At 28.3% G+C, this 23,958-nt stretch carries 27 protein-coding genes; 3 read left to right on the plus strand and 24 right to left on the minus strand.

The window, feature by feature from the left end; all coding sequences use genetic code 11:
* Positions 1 to 149 precede the first annotated feature (149 nt).
* The 6 genes from H8S10_RS08970 to H8S10_RS08995 form a co-directional block, all read right to left on the minus strand.
* Positions 150 to 962, minus strand: a complete 813-nt coding sequence (locus H8S10_RS08970) for a TerC/Alx family metal homeostasis membrane protein (protein ID WP_055262974.1) — start codon at positions 960 to 962, stop codon at positions 150 to 152.
* Positions 963 to 1,095: 133 nt separating this feature from the next.
* On the minus strand, positions 1,096 to 1,341 hold the full coding sequence (locus H8S10_RS08975; protein WP_186838631.1) for a DUF3243 domain-containing protein: 246 nt from the start codon (positions 1,339 to 1,341) through the stop codon (positions 1,096 to 1,098).
* An 85-nt stretch (positions 1,342 to 1,426) separates the two neighbouring features.
* The gene (locus H8S10_RS08980; protein WP_186838632.1) at positions 1,427 to 2,392 is read right to left on the minus strand and encodes a DUF523 and DUF1722 domain-containing protein; all 966 of its coding nucleotides are present in this window, start codon (positions 2,390 to 2,392) and stop codon (positions 1,427 to 1,429) included.
* Between the two features lie 82 nt (positions 2,393 to 2,474).
* Positions 2,475 to 2,888, minus strand: coding sequence for a hypothetical protein (locus tag H8S10_RS08985; RefSeq protein ID WP_186838633.1), 414 nt, complete (start codon positions 2,886 to 2,888; stop codon positions 2,475 to 2,477).
* A 21-nt stretch (positions 2,889 to 2,909) separates the two neighbouring features.
* Entirely contained in the window at positions 2,910 to 3,242 is a 333-nt protein-coding gene (locus H8S10_RS08990) for a hypothetical protein (protein ID WP_186838634.1), read from the minus strand.
* Positions 3,243 to 3,274: 32 nt separating this feature from the next.
* Positions 3,275 to 3,625 (minus strand): arsenate reductase family protein, encoded by a 351-nt coding sequence (locus tag H8S10_RS08995; RefSeq protein WP_186838667.1) that lies wholly within the window; start codon positions 3,623 to 3,625, stop codon positions 3,275 to 3,277.
* 145 nt (positions 3,626 to 3,770) lie between these two features.
* Between H8S10_RS08995 and H8S10_RS09000 the strand changes: the two genes are divergently transcribed.
* The 3 genes from H8S10_RS09000 (at position 3,771) to H8S10_RS09010 (ending at position 6,107) form a co-directional block, all read left to right on the plus strand.
* A complete protein-coding gene (locus H8S10_RS09000; RefSeq protein ID WP_055262962.1) occupies positions 3,771 to 4,172 on the plus strand; it encodes a hypothetical protein in 402 nt (133 codons plus the stop codon).
* 292 nt (positions 4,173 to 4,464) lie between these two features.
* A complete protein-coding gene (locus H8S10_RS09005) occupies positions 4,465 to 5,190 on the plus strand; it encodes a DnaJ domain-containing protein (RefSeq protein ID WP_186838635.1) in 726 nt (241 codons plus the stop codon).
* 23 nt (positions 5,191 to 5,213) lie between these two features.
* Entirely contained in the window at positions 5,214 to 6,107 is an 894-nt protein-coding gene (locus H8S10_RS09010) for a DUF5685 family protein (protein WP_186838636.1), read from the plus strand.
* Positions 6,108 to 6,122: 15 nt separating this feature from the next.
* Here the strand turns inward: H8S10_RS09010 and H8S10_RS09015 are convergent, their stop codons facing one another.
* The 18 genes from H8S10_RS09015 to H8S10_RS09100 form a co-directional block, all read right to left on the minus strand.
* Positions 6,123 to 6,920: a hypothetical protein gene (locus tag H8S10_RS09015; protein ID WP_186838637.1), complete on the minus strand. Its 798-nt coding sequence runs from the start codon at positions 6,918 to 6,920 to the stop codon at positions 6,123 to 6,125.
* Positions 6,921 to 7,056: 136 nt separating this feature from the next.
* Positions 7,057 to 8,253, minus strand: coding sequence for an aspartate kinase (dapG, locus tag H8S10_RS09020; protein ID WP_186838638.1), 1,197 nt, complete (start codon positions 8,251 to 8,253; stop codon positions 7,057 to 7,059).
* Between the two features lie 41 nt (positions 8,254 to 8,294).
* Positions 8,295 to 8,600: a YlmC/YmxH family sporulation protein gene (locus H8S10_RS09025; RefSeq protein ID WP_055262953.1), complete on the minus strand. Its 306-nt coding sequence runs from the start codon at positions 8,598 to 8,600 to the stop codon at positions 8,295 to 8,297.
* 89 nt (positions 8,601 to 8,689) lie between these two features.
* The gene (locus tag H8S10_RS09030; RefSeq protein WP_055262951.1) at positions 8,690 to 9,946 is read right to left on the minus strand and encodes a pitrilysin family protein; all 1,257 of its coding nucleotides are present in this window, start codon (positions 9,944 to 9,946) and stop codon (positions 8,690 to 8,692) included.
* Positions 9,947 to 10,053: 107 nt separating this feature from the next.
* Positions 10,054 to 12,156, minus strand: coding sequence for a polyribonucleotide nucleotidyltransferase (locus H8S10_RS09035; RefSeq protein ID WP_186838639.1), 2,103 nt, complete (start codon positions 12,154 to 12,156; stop codon positions 10,054 to 10,056).
* Positions 12,157 to 12,232: 76 nt separating this feature from the next.
* A complete protein-coding gene (gene rpsO / locus H8S10_RS09040) occupies positions 12,233 to 12,496 on the minus strand; it encodes a 30S ribosomal protein S15 (RefSeq protein WP_055262947.1) in 264 nt (87 codons plus the stop codon).
* Positions 12,497 to 12,668: 172 nt separating this feature from the next.
* On the minus strand, positions 12,669 to 13,598 hold the full coding sequence (locus H8S10_RS09045) for a bifunctional riboflavin kinase/FAD synthetase (protein ID WP_055262945.1): 930 nt from the start codon (positions 13,596 to 13,598) through the stop codon (positions 12,669 to 12,671).
* A gap of 9 nt (positions 13,599 to 13,607) precedes the next feature.
* Positions 13,608 to 14,486 (minus strand): tRNA pseudouridine(55) synthase TruB, encoded by an 879-nt coding sequence (gene truB, locus H8S10_RS09050; RefSeq protein WP_055262942.1) that lies wholly within the window; start codon positions 14,484 to 14,486, stop codon positions 13,608 to 13,610.
* Between the two features lie 3 nt (positions 14,487 to 14,489).
* Positions 14,490 to 15,461 (minus strand): bifunctional oligoribonuclease/PAP phosphatase NrnA, encoded by a 972-nt coding sequence (locus H8S10_RS09055; protein WP_186838640.1) that lies wholly within the window; start codon positions 15,459 to 15,461, stop codon positions 14,490 to 14,492.
* A 2-nt stretch (positions 15,462 to 15,463) separates the two neighbouring features.
* Complete coding sequence (gene rbfA / locus H8S10_RS09060) at positions 15,464 to 15,814, minus strand: 30S ribosome-binding factor RbfA (RefSeq protein ID WP_055262938.1); 351 nt, start codon at positions 15,812 to 15,814, stop codon at positions 15,464 to 15,466.
* A gap of 12 nt (positions 15,815 to 15,826) precedes the next feature.
* Positions 15,827 to 17,899, minus strand: a complete 2,073-nt coding sequence (gene infB / locus H8S10_RS09065; protein WP_055262936.1) for a translation initiation factor IF-2 — start codon at positions 17,897 to 17,899, stop codon at positions 15,827 to 15,829.
* Positions 17,900 to 17,914: 15 nt separating this feature from the next.
* Positions 17,915 to 18,229 carry a 50S ribosomal protein L7ae-like protein gene (locus H8S10_RS09070; RefSeq protein ID WP_055262934.1) on the minus strand — a complete coding sequence of 105 codons (315 nt, stop codon included), beginning with the start codon at positions 18,227 to 18,229 and terminating at the stop codon, positions 17,915 to 17,917.
* Positions 18,222 to 18,488, minus strand: coding sequence for a YlxR family protein (locus H8S10_RS09075; protein WP_055262932.1), 267 nt, complete (start codon positions 18,486 to 18,488; stop codon positions 18,222 to 18,224). The genes H8S10_RS09070 and H8S10_RS09075 overlap by 8 nt, the downstream gene beginning before the upstream one ends.
* A 12-nt stretch (positions 18,489 to 18,500) precedes the next feature.
* Positions 18,501 to 19,559 carry a transcription termination factor NusA gene (gene nusA, locus H8S10_RS09080; RefSeq protein ID WP_055262930.1) on the minus strand — a complete coding sequence of 353 codons (1,059 nt, stop codon included), beginning with the start codon at positions 19,557 to 19,559 and terminating at the stop codon, positions 18,501 to 18,503.
* Positions 19,560 to 19,576: 17 nt separating this feature from the next.
* Positions 19,577 to 20,041, minus strand: a complete 465-nt coding sequence (gene rimP, locus H8S10_RS09085) for a ribosome maturation factor RimP (RefSeq protein WP_055262928.1) — start codon at positions 20,039 to 20,041, stop codon at positions 19,577 to 19,579.
* A 261-nt stretch (positions 20,042 to 20,302) separates the two neighbouring features.
* Positions 20,303 to 21,136 (minus strand): pyridoxamine kinase, encoded by an 834-nt coding sequence (locus H8S10_RS09090; RefSeq protein WP_347707674.1) that lies wholly within the window; start codon positions 21,134 to 21,136, stop codon positions 20,303 to 20,305.
* Positions 21,137 to 21,180: 44 nt separating this feature from the next.
* Positions 21,181 to 22,374 carry a pyridoxal phosphate-dependent aminotransferase gene (locus H8S10_RS09095; protein WP_055262926.1) on the minus strand — a complete coding sequence of 398 codons (1,194 nt, stop codon included), beginning with the start codon at positions 22,372 to 22,374 and terminating at the stop codon, positions 21,181 to 21,183.
* 15 nt (positions 22,375 to 22,389) lie between these two features.
* On the minus strand, positions 22,390 to 23,820 hold the full coding sequence (locus tag H8S10_RS09100) for a LexA family transcriptional regulator (protein WP_186838641.1): 1,431 nt from the start codon (positions 23,818 to 23,820) through the stop codon (positions 22,390 to 22,392).
* Positions 23,821 to 23,958: the final 138 nt, after the last annotated feature.

The raw sequence follows: 23,958 nt of genomic DNA on the forward strand, positions 1-23,958 counted from the left end.
TCAATTTTATTGTAGGTTTGTTTACCATACAATAAAAAATTCAAACTTATATAATTTTCAAAGAGCGAGCAATTCTATGAAAAATCAAGCTATTTTTTCATATCAACTTAACAGATTCTTAAGTTACTTTTATTTATTGTAATATACCCCTAATCAATAATCAACGAAAATAATATACTAAAAAGCAAAATAATAAATATTATCAATAGAGATATAAGCGTTGGTATAACTATATTAAAATATAAAATAATTAACTTAATACCAGTAAACATTAAAATAAATCCTACTCCATATCTCATACATTTAAACATCGAATCAAGTTTTACAAGTAAAAAATATAAACTTCTTAAACCTAAAATCGCTAAAATATTTGAACTATAAACTATTAATGGATTGGTAGTTATAGAAAAAATTGCTGGAATGGAATCTAGAGCAAATATAATGTCAGAACTCTCTATTAAAATCAAAATTAGCATTAATGGTGTTGCCAAAAGATGCCCATTTATTCTTACAAAAAACTTTTGACCGTATATTTTATTAGTTACTGGTATTATTTTTTGAATAAATCTCATAAAAAGATTACTTTTAAATTCTTCTGTTTCATTATGATTGGTAAATAGCTTAATGCTGCTTATTACAAGAATAAATCCAAAAATATATAGTAACCAGTGAAATCTATTTACTACAGCAATTCCTAAAAATATGAATATAAATCTTAATATCATTGCCCCAAATATACCGTAAGCTAAAACTCTATGTTGATAATTAATTGGAATTCCGAAGCTTGAAAATATAACAAGGAATAAAAATAAGTTATCTACACTTAAACTTAATTCGATAACATACCCACCTAAAAATTCTAATGCATCACCTGCTCCATATAGATAATAAATAATAATATTTACTGCTATAGCAAGACTAACCCAAAACAAAAAATTTCTTAAAGCACTTCTAGTATACAACATAACTCTCCTTATAAATTACTACAAGTTATTTATATGTGATTTGAGTTAAATATATATCTACAACATAATATTATTATTTTAAATACATAAACGCCAGAAATACTTTAATTGTATTTCTGGCGTAATATAATTATTTTTGTGTCATTTTAACTACTAGTTTTGCTAACACATGCTTATCATGTTGATTTCCTACATCCCAAAGTTCTTTCAGTAATCTTTCTTCATCATTTGCAGGTTCAACATGATTAGCTAGAAAACCTCCAACTTTTTCAGCTATATTATTTATACTATTATTTGATAGTCCAATATTTTCTCCTAAATCCACAGCTTTCCCTAGAGCCTCTTTCCAGTTATTCCATTCATTTGAATTATCCATGTGTTACCCTCCTAAAACTTTATAAGTTTAGTATTATCCTTATAAAAAATACTATTCAGTTTAGAATTGCATTTAATTTAAAATTCTAATGTATAAGTTTTCCTGAATCACTAACATGAATCAACTCTTCTGGATAAGGCATAAAAAAACTTTGGTTTAGTAAATACTCTAAATCAAATCTTACTATGTATCCCTTTACTAAATATAAAGGCACTGAAAAAGGAACTAAGCCCTTCTTATATTTATCTATTGTATTCCAAATAAACTGCATTTCGTCCTGCGTAATATTATCTTTAAAACTATCAACAGATTTTAATAATACATTTATATTTGATGTATATCTTGGAGCTCTCTCTAATAATTTATTAAGATATTTTTCATATTCAATAAATACAGTGTTACTATTAAAAGATTCATCATTATAGATTAACGAATCTAATAATTTTGAGTACTTTTGACTATAAGCTAAAAATAATAGTGTATTTTGCAAATGAAAGTTTCTTAACATATCTTTATCATTACTTTTTTTAGCATTCCTAAAATTAGCTAATACAAATATTCTAGTTAAAAAATGTTCTCTAATTTTAAAGTTTGTTAGTCTTCCTTCATCTTCAATTATTATATTAGGATATTTATTACTTACTTTTTGAACAAAAATTCCTTTTCCTTTTCTAATAGCAGCCCCTTTATCTACTGACGTATATATCTTAGCATCTTTTAATCCACATGTTGGAGATTTATTTTTTAAAATAAATCCATCAACATCTCCTAAATCAGTCAAAAACTTTTCTATAAAATCACATAATTTCCCTGTAACGTCTTCTCCTGTTTTTGATACAACTATCTCTAATTTATCATTTTTTTGAACTATTCTTAAAATATCCCTTGGAGTAGATAACCCTGAATCTGACTCTGGGCACACTGTTATAAATTTTACATATTTTTTTAAATTTTCTATAAAACTATTATTTTCAATTCCACCATTATATCTACAAGCATCAAAGCCTAAACATTTACTAACAACTAATATTGGCTTAACATCATAAGTCATAGAAATCTTCCTTCCTACATAGTTCTTATGATATTTTCTGTAGTTTAATGCTTATTTATTCAACATAAGGTTGTTTCTATAATTATTCAACTTGTTTTAATAATCTCTTTATTAGATCCATTGCTTTTCTTTCACCTAATTCTTCATGAACTATAACTATTATAGCTTTCACATCATTATCTGATGGATCCCATTTATAAGCTTGAAATTTTACTATTGCATCTTCAGGTAAATATTCTTCTATTTCATATCCTATTTCTTCAGATATAGTCATATACTCTTCAAATAATGTATCTTCATCTAGGTCTTCTATTTTATAATTTTCTGATATAACTTCATTTAATTCTGATATATCTATACTTAAATTTAAAGCAACTATATCTTCTCTTTTTGAACCTTTGCTCATGTCCTTTATTACTTTAAACTCCGTATTTTCTTCTATTACATTTATAAAATCTTTACTATCAACAACTCTATTTCCAAATGCAATATACATTTTAATTCCTCCTAAGTATTATTATTTTATTGTTATATTATTACTTTTTGGGAATAGACTATCGTAAAATTTGTCAAACCCATCATCATTAATCATTACTTCTTCACTATCATTCACATAAAACTTACTCATAGTATTTACTATTAGATCAAATTTTTTTAAGTTATTCTCTTCAAGTAAAACTGTATATAAATATGCTAAATGATCATCCATATATTTTTGGATTACTTTTAAATCTTCTTCTGACAATTTATTATCTTTTAACATTTCTTTTATTGGACCATTCTTAAAAGCAAAATATGTTGATGCCTTTGCTATTTTTGCAATATAGTCTTTTGGTACTCTATCTGTCATTATATAAAACTCCCTAACTTATCTAATTTATTTTATATATTATTATATTCATCTTCTTTAAAGCCAACTAAAACCGTATCATCTTTAATTAATATTGGTCTTTTAACAAGCATCCCATTTGTTGCTAGTAATTCTATTTTTTCTTCATCTGTCATAGATTTAAGCTTATCTTTTAATGCCATCTCTTTATATAGTTTACCTGATGTATTAAAGAATTTTTTTACTTCTAAATTACTTTGCTTTATCCACCTTGTTAATTCTTCTTTAGTTGGATTCTCTTCAACTATATGTCTTTCGACAAAGTCAATATTATTGTTTTGTAAATTTTTTTTAGCTTTTATACAAGTTGTGCATTTAGGATAAGATATAAATAATGTCATAATTTCAATCTCCAATCTTTAGTTTTTTAATAATTTTATCATACTTGTCTATTTATGATAAGTAAAATTTAATTTATCTTCGTACTTTTTTAATATTTTCATCTAACTTTGTGTATAATTAATACTATAAACTATGTGGAGGGATATTATGAATTATGCTTTAATTCAAAATCTAATAAACATAAATGATTATACTACTGCAGAACTTTTATTAAAAAGTAATCCATGTAACGATTCAATTTGGCATTATTTGTATAGCAAAGTACTGCTTTCAAAACAATGGTTTGATGAAGCGTTAAATCATCTTAAAATTGCTAATGATTTATCTCCAAATAATTCAATATATAAAGATGATTTAGTTAATTTCTTTGGAAGAGGAAAACGTTATAGCGATGATTACAATAGATCCGGATACAGACACCATAATAGAGGCTGTTCTTGCTGTTGTTGTGATGATTGCTGTTGTGATTGTAATTTTAGTTGCTGCGATTTAATTTGTTTAGATACATGTTGTGAATGTATGGGCGGTGATTTAATAGACTGTATTTAAAAATATATATCATAAAAGATAGGTAATTTTTTAAAAGTGACAAAAGGCGAAGATTTATTAATCTTTAATCGCTATTTGTCACTTTTAAATTACTATTAACTCTTATTTACCAGTTTAAAAAATTCGCTTATTATATACACTTTTTTAAACTTATATCTTCCTATTTTACACATTTTATTATTTCAAATATTAAATATTTATATAAAAATTTGATTCATTCATTCAATCACTCTTTCTTTAACTTAAGAATATATTATAATAATTCAATAGTTAATAAAGGAGCTATATATATATGAATCCTTATAAGGTTTTAGGTATTAGACCTAATGCATCTAAAGATGAAATTGAAGTTGCTTACAAAAATATAATAGAATCTAATAACCTTAATGCTAATTCAGATAATCCGGTAGAATTTTTAACCGAAGAAAAGCTTTCAAAAGTTAATGAGGCCTTTCATACATTAACAAATGATATAAAATTAAAAGAAATAAGAGATTTAATAGAATCTGAACAATTCCTTGCTGCTGAAACAGAGTTAAATTTAATTACTGATAAAAAAAATGCAGAATGGAATTATTTAAAAGGCTTTGTTTTATTAAAAAAAGGTTGGTTCAGTGCTGGTGTTAATCATTTAAAAACTGCTGTAGAATTAAATCCAGATAATGATGAATATCAAGAAACTATGCGCCTATTAACAAGAAAAATATCTCAAATTAGAGCCAATTACGCTAGAGTAGCTGCACAAAATAATTCTCAAAATGATATGGATCTCTGCGGTGGTGGAGCTGGACAAGGAATGGGTAATGGTGGAGACATGTGTGGAGGTAATCAAGCTAATGCCGCTAATATACTAAATAATATGGCAGGTGGCGCAAATCCTCTAGCAGGTGGTGGAAATCCTTTAGCTGGAGGTGGTAATATGCAAAACGGAAATCCACTTCAAAGTATGTTAATGCAAAACTTAATGTCACCAAATAATATGAATATGTGTGGCAATGGCGGTGGCGGTATGTGCTAATTTCTAACTAAAGGAGCATCTTAATGTTTGGATATATTACACCATTAAAAATTGAGCTTAAGGTAAAAGAATTTGAATACTTTCGTAGCTACTACCATGGTTTATGTTATTCAATAAAAAATAACTTTGGGAATATACCAAGATTAACTTTGAACTACGATATGACTTTTATTGGTTTTATATTAGAAGGGTTGAGTAATGAATCCATTATTATTGAGAATAAACGATGTATTAAGCATCCTACTTATGATATTCAAGTAATAAAAGATACAAATGCATTAAAATATGCTGCAAATTTAAGTGTTACTTTTTTTGATTATAAGCTAAAAGATAATATTAATGATGATAATAATAAGAAAAGCAAAGTTTTTAATATCTTTCTATCTCCATATAGTAAAAAGGCAGAGTTAAATTATGCTGATATTAATAAAATTATAAAAACTAATCTAGTTACTTTATCAAGTATGGAAATAAATAAAAATTTTGATACCTTTGACGAAGTTTGTCATCCTTTTAGTGATATAATGGCTTCTATTCTTAAAAATTATCCTCATACCCTTTATAACGATTCTTCTACCTTAAGGGAGATGTTATATAAATTAGGATATTATATCGGTAAATATATTTATCTTATGGATGCTTTTGATGACTTAGAGGACGATATTTTATCTAATCAATTTAATCCACTTATAGTAATTCATAAATTAAATAAAGAAAACTATAAGGATAATCTTGAAAATATAATAGCTGAAATGGATTTTTTGATTTTAAGTTGTATATCATATTGCAAGGATATTCTTGATTCAATTCCTCTTATAAAGCATAAAGAAATATTAGAGAACATTGTTACCTTAGGAATGCCTAATGAGTTTTACAAAATATGCAATGAAATGTACAAAAAAATACCTCCTAAATAATAGGAGGTATTTTTCTTATTTTTGATAGGCAATTATATCTTTTTTACTATCTTCTATGATATTTTCATCTTTATCTAATTCATATATATTAGTAACTGTAACTTTATTTATTTCACCATCTAATTCTGTGATTCTAGCTAAGAAATAACTATTTACTTTTTTATCTAACATTGTTGGTTCATCCATAGTTGTTACATATTTCCCTGTTGATGTTTCAACAATTATTTCACATTTATTAGCTTCTGATCCAAACATAAATTTATTTTTAGAATCATTATAAACTTTAACTCTTAATATACCGCCTTCAAACAATTTAATATTTTTAGCTAAATTTAGAGTTAATTCACCTTTATTGTACATAGGAATATCAAAATTTTCACATGCTATAATCCCGTCTGGAGATATAGCCCATCCATCTTCTTCTTTTATTAGCGCATACTCATAGTCAGTAGTAGTCTCTTCATCATTAGCTTTTGAAGTTATTTTTATAGTAGCTCTTTTTATTGTGTCACTATAATCTTCCATACTAACTAACTCAGAATTTACTATTTCATATTCTTTTTTAGATTTCTCTAATATTTTTTCAATTGTAGATAAATCATATCCTGTTGAATCTACATATACATCTGAATATAATTTCACCATTTCACTTACATTTTTTTCTTGATTATCTTTAATAAATGTTTCTACTAATTCTTCTGGAGTTCCTAATCTAACAGGTTCTACTTCAGCTTTAGCACCACACCCTACTAAAGATAAGCTGACTAATCCTGCTACCAATAATATTTTTAAAAACCTTTTACCTTTAAACATTTTCATTCTCCTTTGTAAAATATGTTTTATTATTCTTACTTATTATAAATCAATTTCCTACCATTATAAATATTTTTTTCTAAAATTAATAAAAGATTCATTAATTTTAATGAATCTTTTATTAATACTTAATTTATTATAAACCAAATTTTTCATGCAATAAATTCATAGCTTGTGCTAATTTGCTTGTATAAATTAAACACCAGATAGTTATATTAGAATCTGTAGTTTGAAGTACTTCAATATTATTTTCTGTTAAAGTATTAATTATTTTAGCCATCACTCCAGGTACTCCAGTCATTCCGCTTCCAACTATTGCAATAGTACTGCAGCCTTCAACTGTAGTAAAGTTTATATTAGCTTTAGTTAATACTTGATTTAATTTTTCTTTTTCATCTGCATTTATTGTGAAAATTTGATGAGCTGGAAAAATATTGATTAAATCTAAACTAATATTATTTTTTGCTAGACTATCTAATAAACTTCTATATGCTGCATGATTTGGATTTTCTGATAATCTTACTCTTACCTGAATTCTATTATCTAAATGAGTAATTCCAGTTATAAAGCGCTTATTTTCCTCTGAAACGTCTCTAATAATTAAGGTTCCTTTACTATCTGACATAGTGTTTTTTATTATAAGTGGTATATTAGCTTTTTTAGCTAAGTCTACAGCTTTAGGATGAATAACTTTAGCACCTTGATCGGCCAATTGATAAACTTCATTATAAGTTACTTCGTCTATTAACGACACATCATCTACTAATCTTGGATCTGCTGTCATAATTCCGTCAACATCTGTATAAATTTCAATCTCTTTTGCCTTTAAAGCTACCCCTAGAATACACGCTGAAGTATCACTTCCTCCACGGCCTAACGTTGTGATTAAGCCATCTTTAGTAATACCTTGGAATCCTGTTACTACTGGAACTATTCCATTTTTCACAAGTTCTAAAACTTTACTTGGATCTGTATTAATAAAGCTAGCATTAGTAAAATTATCGTCAGTTAATATACCAGCTTGGCCACCTGTCAATGGAGCAGCTTTTATTCCGTAATTATAAAGAGTATTACATACAACAACCGAACTAATTATTTCCCCACAACTCATTAATAAATCTTGAGCATTTTTATTATCACTCATAAACTTTTTTCCTACAAGTGATAATAGTGTATCAGTTGAATATGGATCACCTTTTCTCCCCATGGCAGATACTACAACAACAGGACTCATTCCGTTATCAATAGCAGCTTTAACTTTAGTAGCTAATTGTTTTCTTCTTTCCTCTGTAGATACAGATGTTCCCCCAAATTTTTGCACTATAATTTCCAAGGATTGTTCCCCCTTAAAATTTAAGCAGTGCATAACTGTTTTTAAGCTCGTGCACGCCTAATTTTTGTTTCATCTGCAGAGATTACTATTACATTAGCTCCAACCTTTGTAACACAGTCCCATGGAATTTCTACATATTCACGGCTAGATAAAAAACTAAATTTACTACCATTTACTCCTACGATCATATATTTTATATAACCATTTTCATCTATAATAAAATCAATGTTCTGAGCATTGTCATATTTCTCAGCTGATTCTAAATTAAATATTTCAAATCTTTCTAATTCACTAAGCATTTTTAAGCTATTATCTGCTTTTTTTTCATAATATTCATAATCTTTCATAAGAACTACCCCCTTATCTATACATAAGTTTATGCGTTTAGGAGGTAGTTTAGTACACTTCATAATTCAATTATTGTTATATTATAAAATTATTTTATTATTGAGTTTAATTTAGTAATATCTACACTTTGCCCAACATATGCGGAGCTAATAATTCCTGGTTTAAAGCATCTCTCCAATACACAGTTTATGTCTTCATTACTAATTTTGTTAATTTTATTTATAACATCTTCTTGAGTCTTTATTTTGTTTTGTAATAAAACTGATTTTGCATTTGCAAACATTCTAGACGAAGTGCTTTCTAATCCCAAAATATAAGATGCCTTTATTTTTTCCTTATTAATTTTAAGTGTTTCTTCACATATACCATTCTTACTAAACATTTTTAATTCTCTATCTATTACTTCTAAAGCATTATCAGCAAATTGTTTGCTTAATCCAGTATATATATTTAAAGTACCAACACCTAAATATGTTTGAGGGTATGAATATACTGTATAGCATAACCCTAGTTCTTCTCTAACCTTTTGAAAAAGTATTGAAGACGCTCCTCCACCAAATACGTTATTTAATAATAATAACGAATAAGATTTATCATCAGCATAAGGTAGCCCTTGTAATCCAAGATTAATATGAAGTTGTTCTATTTGCTTCTCTGTAAAAGCACTATCATTATGAAGTGTTGGAATTGTATATTGAGGTGTATATTTATCAGTTGTTTTCCAGCCACCAAAATAATGCTCGATTTTCTTTTTAAGTTCATCTATATCAAATTTTCCACAAATACTTATTACAGAGTTAGAAGGTGTATAATGTCTATCTATATAGTTTTTTATTTTCTCTCTATCAAATGATTTAATTCTATCTATTGTTCCTAATATTGGATATGCTAAAGTACTATCTCCAAATATAGCTTTAGAATGTATATCATCTAAAACATCTTCTGGATTATCTTCACTCATATTTATCTCTTCAATGACTACACCTTTTTCTTTCTCTATTTCTTCTGCATCGAATTTAGAATTTAATAACATATCAGATAAAACATCTAAACACAAATCCATTTGGGTATTTAGAGATTTTAAATAATAACAAGTAGTTTCTTTACTTGTAAATGCATTTATTTGTCCACCAATATTTTCTATTTCCTGCACTATATCTTTAGATGTTCTTTTTTCTGTTCCTTTAAAGAACATATGCTCAATAAAATGAGATATTCCATTCTCATCTTTAGTCTCATTTCTTGATCCATTTTGGACCATTACACCAATACTTATTGAATTAACATGTTCAATATACTCTGTTACTACTCTTAGTCCATTATCTAATGTATATAAAGTAAACATAATTTCCTCCCTCACTTTGTTGCTTTGCTTTTAGTTTATTTTAATATAGTAATAATTATTCTCTATATTAAAAAAAGAGAATTTAATAATTCTCTTTCATTAGTATATTATTCACTTTTTTCTTCTTCATCAGGTAAAGCATCTTTTCTTGATAGATTAATTCTGCCTTGTTGATCTATTTCAGTTACCTTAACTAAAATTTCGTCTCCTACAGAAACAACATCTTCAACTTTATTTACTCTAGCCTTATCTAATTTTGAAATGTGACAAAGTCCTTCTTTATTTGGTAATATTTCAATAAATGCACCGAATGTAGCTATTTTAGTTACCTTTCCTAAGTAAACTTCACCTGGTTGCACTTCTTTTGTTAATCCTTCTATAATCTTAATAGCTGCATTAACACCATCATGATCAGGAGAAGATACAAATACAGTTCCATCTTCTTTGATATCAATCTTAACACCAGTATCTGCAATTATTTTATTAATTACCTTTCCACCAGCACCGATTACATCTCTGATCTTTTCTGGATCGATTGTAATAGTAGAAGTCTTAGGAGCAAATTTAGAAACTTCTTTTCTTGCTTCTGGTAAGCATTCATTTATTTTATCTAAAATAAATAGTCTAGCTTTTCTTGCATCATTTATAGCCTTAGTTATTACATTAAAGCTTAATCCTGCAATCTTTGTATCTACTTGAATTGATGTAATTCCTTCAGTAGTACCAGCAACTTTAAAGTCCATATCTCCAAAGAAATCTTCAATTCCTTGGATATCAGTTAATACTTCTTCTTCAGTTAAATCTTCTGAAGTTATTAATCCCATAGCTATACCAGCAGCTGGTCTTTTTATTGGAACCCCTGCATCTAATAATGCTAATGTTGAACCACAAACTGATGCTTGTGAAGTTGATCCATTAGAACTTAATACTTCTGATACTAATCTAATAGTATATGGGAATTCTTCTTCAGATGGTATTAGTGGCTCTAATGCTCTTTCAGCTAAAGCACCATGCCCAATTTCTCTTCTACCTGGACCTCTTAATGGTTTTACTTCTCCAACTGAATATGCAGGGAAGTTGTAGTGATGCATGTATCTCTTAGATTCTGTTTCACCTATACCATCAATTATCTGGATATCACCAACTGCTCCTAAAGTAGCAACAGTCATTACTTGAGTTAATCCTCTTGTAAATAATCCAGTTCCGTGTGTTCTTGGAAGTAATCCAACTTCACAACTTATTTTTCTTATTTGGTCGAAGTCTCTTCCATCTGGTCTTCTCTTATGATTTAAAAGCATATCTCTAACAACTTCTTTTTGCATGTTATATACGATTTCTTTTATATCAGCTACATTATCAGGATATTTTTCAGCAAACTCCTCATTAATCTTATCGTTTACTAAATCCATTGCAGCATTTCTTTCATCTTTATCTGTAATCCACATTGCTTCTTTTATCATTTCACCAGCAAATGTAGCTATTTCAGATTTTAATTCACTATTTGGTTTATAAAGTACAGGTTCATCCTTTGTTTTACCAAACTTACTCATAGCTTCTTCTTGGAATTGAATTATATCTTGACACTTATCAAATCCATATTCAATTGCTTTTATCATTACATCTTCAGGTATTTCATCTCCACCTGCTTCAATCATCATAACTCTATCTTTTGTAGCACAAACAGTTAATTGAAGAATACTTTCTTCTCTCTCAGTTGAAGTTGGATTTAAAACAAAGTTTCCATCGATAAGTCCCACTTGCACCGCAGCAACAGGAGTTGTGAAAGGTATACTTGATACGCATAATGCCATAGAAGCAGCATTTATTGCTAGAATTTCTGGTAAGTTATCTTGTTCTACAGATACTACTGTACAAACCACTTGAACATCATTTCTATATCCCTTTGGGAATAAAGGTCTAAGAGGTCTATCTACTGCTCTACCAAAAAGTATTGCATTTTCAGAAGGTCTTCCCTCTCTTTTAATAAATCCACCTGGAATTTTCCCAACAGCATATAATCTTTCTTCATACTCAACGCTTAATGGGAAAAAATCTATACCTTCTCTTGGTTTTTCTGAAGCATTAACATTAGTTAGTATTACTGTATCTCCATAGCTCATAAAAATAGCTGCATTTGATAACATTCCAACTCTACCAAATTCAACTTTCATATTTCTACCAGCTATATTTTTTTCAAGCACATTAATCATTTAATAACCTCCTTTCAGGTCTATCATACAAATATAATTTTTTAAAATAATAGAGCGGAAAAACCCGCTCTAAAGATTATCTTCTTAAGCCTAATTTTGAAACGATAGCTCTGTATCTTTCGATATCTTGAGCAGCTAAGTAGTTTAAGAATCCTCTTCTTTGTCCAACCATCATTAAAAGACCTCTTCTTGAGTGGTGGTCTTTCTTGTGCATCTTTAAGTGAGCTGTTAAAGAGTTGATTCTTTCTGTTAATAATGCGATTTGAACTTCTGGTGAACCTGTATCACCTTCATGTCTTCCGAATTCGTTGATTATTTCTTGCTTTCTGATTTTATCCATTTTTCTTACCTCCGTAAATATATCCCCTAGCTCCATGAAATGAGAAATCACCCTCAAATCTTAGAAATAGGTTTTCCATAAAGAATTATAGCAAACTAATTATGTCTTGTAAATACAAATTAATTATTTCCTACAATTTTGTTATATTTATAATTACAATAAATTTATAAGTCTATTTTTGTCTTATTGTTTCTTTACCTTCAGCCAAGATTTTATCTTTTTTTAATTGACATACTAATTCATCAATTCCACTGAATTTCATTTCATCTCTTATTCTATCAATAAAATATAATTTTATTTCTTCATCATATATATACTTATCAAAATCTAGAATATAGGTTTCTATAGTTAATTCTTTCCCATTTACTGTAGGATTATTCCCAATTGATGTAATTCCTTTATAAATTTTACCATTTACTTCAACATTTGTATAATATACCCCTACTTTAGGTATTAATTTATCTGCTGTTAAATTAATATTAGCTGTTGGAAACCCTATTTGTCTTCCAAGTTTTTTACCATGAACTACATTACCGTTAATTGTATATGGTCTTGATAACATCTTATTAGCTATAGCTACATTTCCGTTTAATATTTCTTTTCTTATTCGTGTAGAGCTAACAACATCACCTTCATATATATATGGCTCCATTACATAAAGTTCATAATTATATTTTTCTTTAAGTTCATTTAAAAGATCAATATCCCCTAGATTTTTATAACCAAACCTAAAATTGAATCCAACAACAATTCCTCGTATAGAATAGTCATTACATAGCCATTTTATAAATTCTTCTGGATCCATTTTCATTACTTCTTTATCAAAAGTTTTTAACGCTAGAATATCAACATTTTCATTTAGTAATATATCGATTTTCTCTCTATTAGTCATTAGCAAATCTAGATTATTTTCAGCCATTATTACTGTTCTAGGATGATTCTTAAAAGTAAATACCATCGATTTACCTTCATTATCCTTAGCTAATTCTTTAACCTTATTAATTAAAGATAGATGTCCAATATGAAGACCATCGAAGCTGCCTAAAGCAACATAATTGCTTCTTTTTGGTTCTAATAAATTAACATTATCTAATACTAACATTATCTTCTCCTAAGTAATTAATAACTTCTCTATCTTAAATCCATTATTGTTCTTACTTCCAATTCCTAATAAATTATTATTTTCATCATATACTCTATATAATTTATTAGCAATTAATTTTTCATTTGCAACTCTCGAATCAAATACATTAACTCCATTAACTAAAAGCTTAGCAAATTTATTATTCACAACTATCTTGTCAAATTCATTTAAAGCTTCTTCTATCGAAATTAAATTTTGAGTTAAGTTATCTTTAGTTAGTTCATTTATATTAACTGAATTTTCTATTAAAAATCTAGAAGTTTTTACTCTACACAACTCTGTCATAGCTGCATAAACTCCAAGTTTTTCTCCAATATCGTAACATAAGCTCCTTATATATGTTCCCTTTGAACAAGTTACTTTCATAGATATATATGGATTGTCAATTTTAATATCTTCTATATTATATATAGTTATATTTCTCCCTGGTCTTTCAACTTCTATTCCTTTTCTAGCTAATTCGTATAATCTTACTCCATTTTGCTTTAACGCTGAATACATTGGTGGAACCTGACAATATTCTCCTTTAAAAGAGTTTATTGCATTTAATATTTCCTCATATTTTAAGAAAGAGCTATCTCTTTCTTCAAGAATTTCACCTTCTAAATCATAAGTAGTTGTTTTTAATCCTAGTTTAAAGGTAACTTCATAAATTTTTTCTGAATCCATTATGTAATCAATAATTTTTGTGGCCTTACCGATACATACAGGTAGAACCCCTGTAGCCTCAGGATCAAGAGTACCAGTATGTCCAACCTTTTTGATTTTGCATACCTTTTTGACTTCTCTAACTACATCAAAAGAGGTCATTCCCTTTGGTTTAAAAATATTTAAAACACCATTCATATTCTACAACTCTTTCTCTATTTCTTTTAAAAGAATTTCTTTTGCTTCATTTATAGATTTCTCTTTAATAGCTATCCCAGCAGCTTTAGTATGACCTCCACCACCGAAAATCTCAGCAATCTTTCTTACATCTACATTATTTTTTGAACGTAAACTACATTTTACGCCATTCTCAACTTCTTTAATTAAAAGTGTAACTTCTACACCTTTAATTTGTAACCCATAAGATATAATGTCAGACGTATCACCAATTTCTATACTAAATTCATCAGCAAAGCTATTTGGTAATTCAATTAAAGCTACTTTCCCATCTAACACTAATTTCATATTACTTATTACTTTACCAATGAACCTTACTCTATCAAATTCCTTATTATCGAAAAGACTTTGATAAATATAAGTATTATTTACACCAATCTTTTTTAAATTACTAGCAATTAGTAAAGTTCTATCTGTTACATTTGAATGTCTAAAACAACCTGTATCTGTAACTAAAGACGTATACAAGCATGTAGCAACATTTAATGTTTTTTCATTACTTATAGATAAATCTACTCCTAATAACCCTAGAAGCTCATATACTATTTCAGCTGTAGCAGATGCTGATGTATCTACATAATTACTATCTCCGTAAAAATCATTAGAAAGGTGATGATCTACATTTAATAAAACACCATTAAAATTATTTAAATTAGCACAAACTCTTTCTAAGTTTCCACAATCTAAAACTATTACAACATCTGTGTCTTCAGTTGGTTCTGTTATATTTCCTGTTACTTCATTTGATGTAGGAAGATAATTAAGATTTTCACTTAACTTATCTTTTGATATGATGTAAGCATCTTTATTAATAATACGTAATCCTTGTAGAAGTGCAAGGACACTACCTACAGCATCACCGTCTGGTGATACATGGTAGGTAATGCCTATCTTTTTTGCACCTAATAATATTTCACTAATAGACTTTAAGTCCATTTTTATTTATCCTTAACCTTTGCAATTAGTTCTTCAATATGCATTCCATAATTAATTGAATCGTCTAATTCAAATAATATTTGTGGATTATATCTTAAATTAATTCTTTGACCAATTTCTCTTCTAATATATCCACTTGCATTCTTTAAGGCTAAAAACGTATTATTTTTTTCTTCTTCATCTTTTCCAAATATACTTACATAAACTTTTGCGTATCTTAGGTCTTTAGTAACTTTTACATCAGTAACAGAAACCATTGCAGTAAGTCTTGGATCTTTAATTTCATTTCTTATAATATTACTTATTTCTCTTTTTACTTCTTCGTTTATTCTTCCGCCTCTATAGTTAGCCATTTAAATCACCTCTTAAAGCTCTTTTCTTTTAATAGCTTCCATTGAATATGACTCGATTACGTCACCTTCTTTAAGATCATTGAATTTTTCAACGCTTAATCCACATTCATATCCTCTTGCAACTTCTTTAGCGTCATCTTTAAATCTCTTTAAAGAAGCAAGCTTTGATTCAAATATAACTATTCCATCTCTAATAACTCTTATTTCAGAATTTCTAACTATTTTACCATCTGTTACATAACATCCAGCTATAGTTCCTACATTAGAAATCTTATATGTCATTCTTACTTCTGCTTTACCATTAACAACTTCTTTATATTCTGGATCAAGCATACCTATCATAGCTGATTTAACATCTTCTATAGCATCGTAGATAATTCTATAAGTTTTAATTTCAACGCCATCTCTATCAGCTTGAGCGATTGCATTGTTATCAGGTCTTACATTGAATCCTATAACTATTGCATTAGAAGCAGCTCCTAAAGTTACGTCTGTCTCTGTTATTGCACCAACAGCTCCATGAATAACTCTTACTTTAACATCATCAGTTGATAGTTTTTCTAATGATTGCTTAATAGCTTCTACTGAACCTTGAACGTCAGCCTTAACAACTATTGATAATTCTTTTACTTTTCCTTCTTGAATTTGGCTATATAAATCTTCTAGAGATACTCTATTAGATGATTGATGACTAGCAGTTCTTATCTTTTCTTTTCTAGCTTCAGCCATATTTCTAGCAGTCTTTTCATCTTTAACAACTACAAATCTATCACCTGCTGCTGGAACTTCAGATAAACCTAATACCTCTACTGGAATTGATGGACCAGCTGATTTTATCTTCTTTCCTCTATCATCAAACATAGCTCTTATTCTACCATAAGTAGAACCAACTAAAATTGAATCACCAACATTTAAAGTACCATTTTGAATAAGTAAAGATGCTACAGCTCCTCTACCTTTATCTAACTTAGCTTCTATAACAGTTCCTTTTCCTTTTCTATTAGGATCAGCTTGTAATTCTTGCATTTCAGCAGTTAAGATAACCATTTCTAGAAGACTTTCAAGATTTTCACCTGTCTTTGCAGAAACAGGAACACATATAGTATCTCCACCCCAGTCTTCTGATACTAATCCATGCTCTGTTAATTCTTGCTTAACTCTGTCAATGTTAGCACCTGGTCTATCTATCTTATTTATAGCTACTATCATTGGAACTCCAGCAGCTTTACAGTGGTTTATAGCTTCTTTAGTTTGAGGCATTATTCCATCATCTGCAGCAACAACTAATATTACTATATCAGTAACTTGTGCACCTCTTGCTCTCATTGCTGTAAAAGCTTCGTGACCTGGAGTATCTAAGAATGTAATTTTTTCACCATTTAAAGTTACAGTATAAGCACCTATATGTTGAGTGATTCCACCTGCTTCTGATGCTGTAACCTTTGCATGTCTTATAGCATCTAATAATGATGTCTTACCATGGTCAACGTGTCCCATTACAGTAACTATTGGAGGTCTCTTTTCTAAGTTTTCTTCTGAAACTTCTGAATCATCTTCAAACTTTTCTAGTTCATTAGTTTCTTCTTTTCTTGCAACTAAAACTTCATATTTTTCACATACTTTTTCAGCTGTATTGAAATCTATTTCTTGATTTAATGCAGCCATAACTCCTGTAAATATTAAAGTTCTAATTACGTCGTTACTAGGCTTACCAAGTTTTTCAGCTAATTCTTTAACTGTTATAGTGTCACCTATTTCAATAACTCCTGAAGCAGCTTCAGCATTTCTTTCAATTTCTTCTTGCTCTAATTGCTTCTTAGTTTTTTTCTTTTTTCTTACACCTTTGTTTAATTCTTCAGCTAATTGCTCTTCATATTCGTCAACGATAGTTTTCTTTTCTCCATCTTCTGAATTACTATCTGAAGATCCACCTAATAATTCTTTTATAAGCTCTGCATCTTCATCTTCAATAACGCTCATATGGTTTTTTACTTCTATGCTAAATTCGTCCATTAATAAATTTATTAAATCTTTAGAGCTAACATTAAGCTCTTTTGCCAATTCATATACTCTAATCTTTGACAATAAAATCACCCCCGGTTAATTTGTTACTTTTTCTGTTTGGTACAATGCTAATAGCTTTTCTGCCATATTTTTATCTTTTAAAGCTAAAATTTTAATTTCAGCTCTTCCAATAGCAATTCCAAGCTCTTCTTTTGAAAAATCTTCAATTAAAGGTATTTGTTTTTCTGCACAATGATTTCTAAACTTTCTTTTTGTACTATCTGATGCATCATTAGATAGTATTACAAGATATAAATTAACTTTATTTCTTTGTTCATCACACTTGCTATAACCTTCAATTAAATTTCCAGATCTTTTTGCTAAACCTAGAAAGTTAAAAAATCTATTCATTTTCTATCTCATTCCTTAGTCTGTTGTATATCTCTTCATCTATAACAACATCTAGATTTCTACTTAATCTCTTTGCTTTAAAAGCTTTTTCAAGACATTCAGAATTTTTGCATACATAAGCGCCTCTTCCAGATTTTTTACCAGTTAAATCTACTGAAACTTCTCCATCTGGGCTCTTAACGACTCTTATAAGCTCTTTTTTGGGTTTCATCTCCATGCAACCAGTACACATTCGTAAAGGTATTTTTTTTACTTTCATAAAAAATCACCTCTATTCTGCTGATGCTTCCGCTTGAGATTTGCTCTTTATGTCTATCTTCCATCCTGTTAATTTCGCAGCCAATCTAACATTTTGACCTTCTTTACCTATAGCTAACGAAAGTTGGTTATCTTCTACAACAACCTTAGCTGACTTGTTTTCTTCATCTACATCTACACTTAATACTTTTGCAGGACTTAAAGCACTAGCTATAAATTCTTCTGGATCTTTACTCCATTTAATTATATCTAATTTCTCACCTTTAAGTTCATTTACTATATTTTGAACACGAGCACCCTTAGGTCCAACGCAAGCTCCCATTGGATCAACATTTTCATCGTGAGAAACTACAGCAACTTTACTTCTTGATCCTGCTTCTCTTGATATACTCTTGATCTCTACTACACCTTCATGAATTTCTGGAACCTCTAGTTCAAATAATCTTTTAACTAATCCTGGATGAGTTCTTGATACAACAACTTGAGCTCCTTTTGGTGTATTTTTAACTTCTACAACATATAACTTAACTTTTTCTGGGAATTTATAGATTTCTCCAGGCATTTGCTCATTTGGTCCTATTGCTGTTTCAAGTTTTCCTATATTAACGAATACATTACCTTTATCTTTTCTTAATATTGTACCAGTGATGATATCATATTCTTTTTCTTTATACTCGTTATATATAATGCTTCTTTCAGCTTCTCTAATTCTTTGTGTAACAACACCTTTTGCAAGTTGTGCCGCAACTCTACCAAAGTTTTTAGGTGTAACCTCGAAATCAACTACATCGTTTAAATCATATTTAGGATTTAATTCTTTTGCCTCTTCTATACTTATTTCAGTTACGTTGTCAAAAATCTCTTCAACAACAATTTTTTGAGAGTAGACATGAATTTCTCCGTTATCTCTATTAATTGTAACTTTTACATTTGCAGCTGCTGAATTAGGTCCTGCATAATTCTTTTTGTATGCTGCCTCTAATGCATCTTCTATAGTTTCAAATAATAAATCCTCACTTATACCTTTTTCTTTAACAATTTCTCTAAGAGCTCCTATAAACTCCTCATTCATTTTAATTGCCCTCCTTGCTATATTTCCCCTTCTAAGTTTGTAGATTTTATCTTATCTTTAGGAATAGTTTGTAATTTTTCATCTTCTAGTTGAATAACAATGTTATCTTCATTTACTTCTTTTAACGTACCTTTAAAGTTCTTATTTCCATCTAATGCTTTAGTTAATCTAACTAAAACTTCTCTACCAACAAATTTTACATAGTGATCATTAGTAAATAATCTTCTGTTTAATCCTGGTGAAGAAACTTCTAAGAAATAAGCTTCTTTTATAGGATCTACTTCATCAAGCACATCACTAACTCTTCTTGAAAGAGCTTCACAGTCAGATAGGAAGATTCCCCCATCCTTATCTATATATATTCTTAAATAATACTCTCCATTTTCCTTAACATATTCAATATGATAGATTTCTAAATTAAGTTCCTTAGCCATAGGCTCAACAATTCCGTAAATCTCTTTAATTAAAGACTCAACTTTCATATTAACCCTCCTTTACAATATTCAGTTTTTAAGTAATTTAAAAATGTACGTAAAAACGCAACTAGGTAAAGTAGTTGCGTTCAAATAGAAAAAGCGGGAATTCATACCCCACTTTGTTTTTAAGCTATTAGTAAATTACTTCTTTTTAAATGTTAACATACTTCACTATAAAATACAAGGGGTATATATTACATTTATCCCCCCTATTTTAAATTTGCCCAATTTAACTCATTTTATTCAAAGTAAAACACATTTTAAATACTATATGATTAAATCTTTTAATAATGGCTCAAAGAATATACCATTTCTTTCATCGGCATTTTCTAAACTCGTCATATATACAGCATTTTTAATAAAGTTACATGCTTTATTTACAGCTATTTTAAAATCAAACCCTCTAACTAACATACCACAAATTATAGATGCAAATATATCCCCTGTTCCACTGTAGGATTTATTATTATACGGATTAGAAAAACTGAAACTTTCATCTCGCTCTTTATCATATGCAAATGTTATTACTTCATCATCTTTTATAACACCAGTTATAACTACCTTCTCAGGGCCAAGTTCAGAAATTTCTCTTGCTATTTCAAAAAGAGTCTCTTCATTAATAACATCAACAACATCTTCATATTTTCTATCTGTTAAAATACAACATTCAGTTAAATTAGGAGTTACAATATTAGCATGTTTAACTAAATCTTTTACTTTATTACACATTTCTATTGTATAAGTTTTATATTTTTCACCGTTATCTCCCATAACTGGATCAACTACAATTAAAGCTTCTCGATATCTCTCTATTAATTCTATAACAATATTAATTTGATCCTCTGAACCTAAGAAACCACTATATATACCATCAAAACTTAAATTCATACTAGTCCATGAATCTATATAATCTCTCATTTCATTAGTAAAATCATAAAAATGAAAATTAGGATATTCTGTTTGACAAGATAAAATAGCTGTTGGAAGAGGGCACGGTTGCACTCCTAACACAGATAATATAGGAATCGCTGCAGTTAATGAACATCTACCTATCCCTGCTATATCTTGAACTGTCGCAACTTTTTTTACCACTTTTGACACTACAACACCACCTATACATATTCTGCAACTAAACAAAAACTTTCTTATAAATAATCACTATACAATTTTGCTACCTTATCAAAGGCTTTTAAAGAATTTTCTATCTTTTCATACTTAATACAATAGGAAAGTCTAAAATGGCCATTACAACCAAATACCGATCCTGGTACTGCTAATATATTAAATTTCTTTAATTCATTACAAAATTTATTGTCATCTTCTATTGGAGACTTAGGAAATAAATAAAAAGCTCCATTAGGTTTTAAGCATTTAAATCCTAAGCTAACAAGGTGATTATATAATAAATCCCTATTTTTCTTATATATATTAACATCAACTTCTAAATCTAAAGATCTTCCTACAACTTTTTGAAAAAGCGATGGTGCATTAACAAAACCTAATACTCTATTTGCAATATTTAATGCAGCTAAAATTTTTGATATATTATTCATCTTAGGATTAACTACAATATAACCAATTCTTTCTCCTGGTAATGATAAAGACTTACTGTACGAATATACAATTAAAGAGTTATGATAATACTTAAGAATAAAAGGCACCTCGACTCCATCATATACAATTTCTCTATATGGTTCATCTGATATTAAACAAATTTCAGTACCTAATTTCTCCGAACTTTCTCTTAATATATTACTAATAGCTTTAATAATCTCCTCAGAATAAATAACCCCTGAAGGATTATTTGGAGAATTAATAATTACAGCTTTAGTTTTAGCAGTAATTTTTTCTTTTAGCTCATCTAAGTTTGGTTCAAAATTATTTTTATCACAAGAAACAATTACAGTTTTACCATTATAGTTATTGATATAATTTATATACTCTCCAAAATATGGAGCAAAGATTATAACTTCATCATCTGGATTTACTAAGGTCTTCATAATAATATTAAGTCCACCTGCAGCCCCACAGGTCATAATAATATTTTTATCTTCTAATTGTATTCCTTTAGTTTTAGTTAAATGCTCCGCTATATTTTCTCTTACAGAAAAATAACCTGAATTATTCATGTATCCATGTACCTCTAACGGATTTTCTTCATTTAAAATTTTAATTATATTTTCTTTAATTTCGTTTGGAGGAGTTACATTTGGATTACCTATACTAAAATCAAAAACATTCTCTTCTCCGTATAATTGTTCTAATCTCTTACCTTCATCAAACATCTCTCTAATGACAGAGTTATTTTTCATTAAGGTTTCCATACTCTTTGATACCATATTAAATGCCCCCTTTTAATGATGGTGTTTTATTATACCTATTGCTACACCTAAAATACTTACCTCTTTATCTACTAAACTTATCTCACTATATCTATTGTTCGCTGGTATAAGTTTAGGATATTTACCATTAGTATTTAATATTTTTAATGTTGCTTCACCATCTAATGAAGCAGCTACAATATCATTATTGTAAGCTGTATGTTGTTTCTTTATAACAACTAAATCACCACTAAAGATATTTTTATCTATCATACTATCACCCTTAACTTCAAGGATAAATGTATCTTTACCACGTTCAAGCCAACCAGCTGGCAAATAGAAGGTTTCTCTCATCTCATCATTTATTTCAATTGGATTACCAGCAGCAATCTGATTAAATACAGGTATCTCCTTTAACTCATTTTCTTTAAATACTAAATTATCCTCTAAATAAATTTCTTTAGTTCCACCTAAACTATCTATATTAAAATCAAATTCATTTTTATGCTTTAAATTAATATATTTAAACCTCTCCATATAGTCTACCTTTTTAGCTTCATTATTAATTGGTAATCCCTTTAATATATAAGTTTTATTTTTGTACTCTTCTTCTAAATAAGTTGTCTTTTTTCCTTTAACAAACCAAGAATCTATCTCTGTAGTTTCTTCTGTATTTATTGTAAATGTTAATGAAGAAGTACTAGATATGTTATATAATGATGAAATAAATTGAAGCTCACATCTAGTAATCTTCTCTCCACCATCAATTATTATATGCTTAAACTTTTCATTTACATTCTTGCTAAATTCTTTAGCAAATTTAACACGATCATACTTGTCCATAAATTTATTTTGAAGCATCTTTTTATTATACATTTCCATAAGGTTATATAATAATTTTCTTGATATAGAGTTTTTTCGTAATCTTTTTATAGCTCCTGTTCTGCTACAATTCATATACTCTTCAAATGTAAAGTCACATGATTTAATCCAAAGAATTTCCTCTAATAAAGATTCCAAAGGGAGATTTTTAATCAACTTAGATTTCTTTCCGTAGGCAGTGATAATATCATTAAAATCTTCATCTTTAATCAATTGAATTAAAGACTCCTTATTCTTATACACTAACTTCATATCATTATACATTTTATATTTATTAGAATATTCTAGTATAAGTTCTGGCAACGAAAGAATTGTCACCTTCTCATCTATTGAAGAAAATAATGAATAAAAATAATTTTTATCTTTTATCTCATTATATTTAGACTTGATATTATTAGCACTATCATTATTTAAAGCTAAATACAATATTCTATCTTCATTATATATACAATAATTATTTTCAAGATTTATTGTTCTATATAATGAAGCAGTTGTTTTACCACTATTATTTTTACCTTTTAAAAATGATACTCCCATAGACTTATTATTTATAAATCTATTTTGACCTTTAGTTAACTTCATAAATCCACCTACTGACAATATGTATATGATAAAAACTCCAAAGAAAACTACTTTGGAGTCTACATTATAATTTTATTAATCCATTACTGAATTGTCAACCAAAATTTATTAATTATATTAATAAATAGCTTTAATGTA

Origin of the sequence: Clostridium sp. NSJ-49, assembly GCF_014287725.1 — a bacterium.
GTDB lineage: Bacteria > Bacillota > Clostridia > Clostridiales > Clostridiaceae > Clostridium > Clostridium disporicum_B.

What these genes read in the sequence shown, in the direction of transcription:
- H8S10_RS08975 (WP_186838631.1), bottom strand. Translation starts at nt 1,341, where the DNA reads ATGGATAATTCAAATGAATGGAATAACTGGAAAGAGGCTCTAGGGAAA.
- H8S10_RS08980 (WP_186838632.1), bottom strand. Translation starts at nt 2,392, where the DNA reads ATGACTTATGATGTTAAGCCAATATTAGTTGTTAGTAAATGTTTAGGC.
- H8S10_RS08985 (WP_186838633.1), bottom strand. Translation starts at nt 2,888, where the DNA reads ATGTATATTGCATTTGGAAATAGAGTTGTTGATAGTAAAGATTTTATA.
- H8S10_RS08990 (WP_186838634.1), bottom strand. Translation starts at nt 3,242, where the DNA reads ATGACAGATAGAGTACCAAAAGACTATATTGCAAAAATAGCAAAGGCA.
- H8S10_RS09000 (WP_055262962.1), top strand. Translation starts at nt 3,771, where the DNA reads ATGAATTATGCTTTAATTCAAAATCTAATAAACATAAATGATTATACT.
- H8S10_RS09005 (WP_186838635.1), top strand. Translation starts at nt 4,465, where the DNA reads ATGAATCCTTATAAGGTTTTAGGTATTAGACCTAATGCATCTAAAGAT.
- H8S10_RS09010 (WP_186838636.1), top strand. Translation starts at nt 5,214, where the DNA reads ATGTTTGGATATATTACACCATTAAAAATTGAGCTTAAGGTAAAAGAA.
- H8S10_RS09015 (WP_186838637.1), bottom strand. Translation starts at nt 6,920, where the DNA reads ATGTTTAAAGGTAAAAGGTTTTTAAAAATATTATTGGTAGCAGGATTA.
- H8S10_RS09025 (WP_055262953.1), bottom strand. Translation starts at nt 8,600, where the DNA reads ATGAAAGATTATGAATATTATGAAAAAAAAGCAGATAATAGCTTAAAA.
- H8S10_RS09030 (WP_055262951.1), bottom strand. Translation starts at nt 9,946, where the DNA reads ATGTTTACTTTATATACATTAGATAATGGACTAAGAGTAGTAACAGAG.
- H8S10_RS09035 (WP_186838639.1), bottom strand. Translation starts at nt 12,156, where the DNA reads ATGATTAATGTGCTTGAAAAAAATATAGCTGGTAGAAATATGAAAGTT.
- rpsO (WP_055262947.1), bottom strand. Translation starts at nt 12,496, where the DNA reads ATGGATAAAATCAGAAAGCAAGAAATAATCAACGAATTCGGAAGACAT.
- H8S10_RS09045 (WP_055262945.1), bottom strand. Translation starts at nt 13,598, where the DNA reads ATGTTAGTATTAGATAATGTTAATTTATTAGAACCAAAAAGAAGCAAT.
- truB (WP_055262942.1), bottom strand. Translation starts at nt 14,486, where the DNA reads ATGAATGGTGTTTTAAATATTTTTAAACCAAAGGGAATGACCTCTTTT.
- H8S10_RS09055 (WP_186838640.1), bottom strand. Translation starts at nt 15,461, where the DNA reads ATGGACTTAAAGTCTATTAGTGAAATATTATTAGGTGCAAAAAAGATA.
- rbfA (WP_055262938.1), bottom strand. Translation starts at nt 15,814, where the DNA reads ATGGCTAACTATAGAGGCGGAAGAATAAACGAAGAAGTAAAAAGAGAA.
- H8S10_RS09070 (WP_055262934.1), bottom strand. Translation starts at nt 18,229, where the DNA reads ATGAATAGATTTTTTAACTTTCTAGGTTTAGCAAAAAGATCTGGAAAT.
- H8S10_RS09075 (WP_055262932.1), bottom strand. Translation starts at nt 18,488, where the DNA reads ATGAAAGTAAAAAAAATACCTTTACGAATGTGTACTGGTTGCATGGAG.
- nusA (WP_055262930.1), bottom strand. Translation starts at nt 19,559, where the DNA reads ATGAATGAGGAGTTTATAGGAGCTCTTAGAGAAATTGTTAAAGAAAAA.
- rimP (WP_055262928.1), bottom strand. Translation starts at nt 20,041, where the DNA reads ATGAAAGTTGAGTCTTTAATTAAAGAGATTTACGGAATTGTTGAGCCT.
- H8S10_RS09095 (WP_055262926.1), bottom strand. Translation starts at nt 22,374, where the DNA reads ATGGTATCAAAGAGTATGGAAACCTTAATGAAAAATAACTCTGTCATT.
- H8S10_RS09100 (WP_186838641.1), bottom strand. Translation starts at nt 23,820, where the DNA reads ATGAAGTTAACTAAAGGTCAAAATAGATTTATAAATAATAAGTCTATG.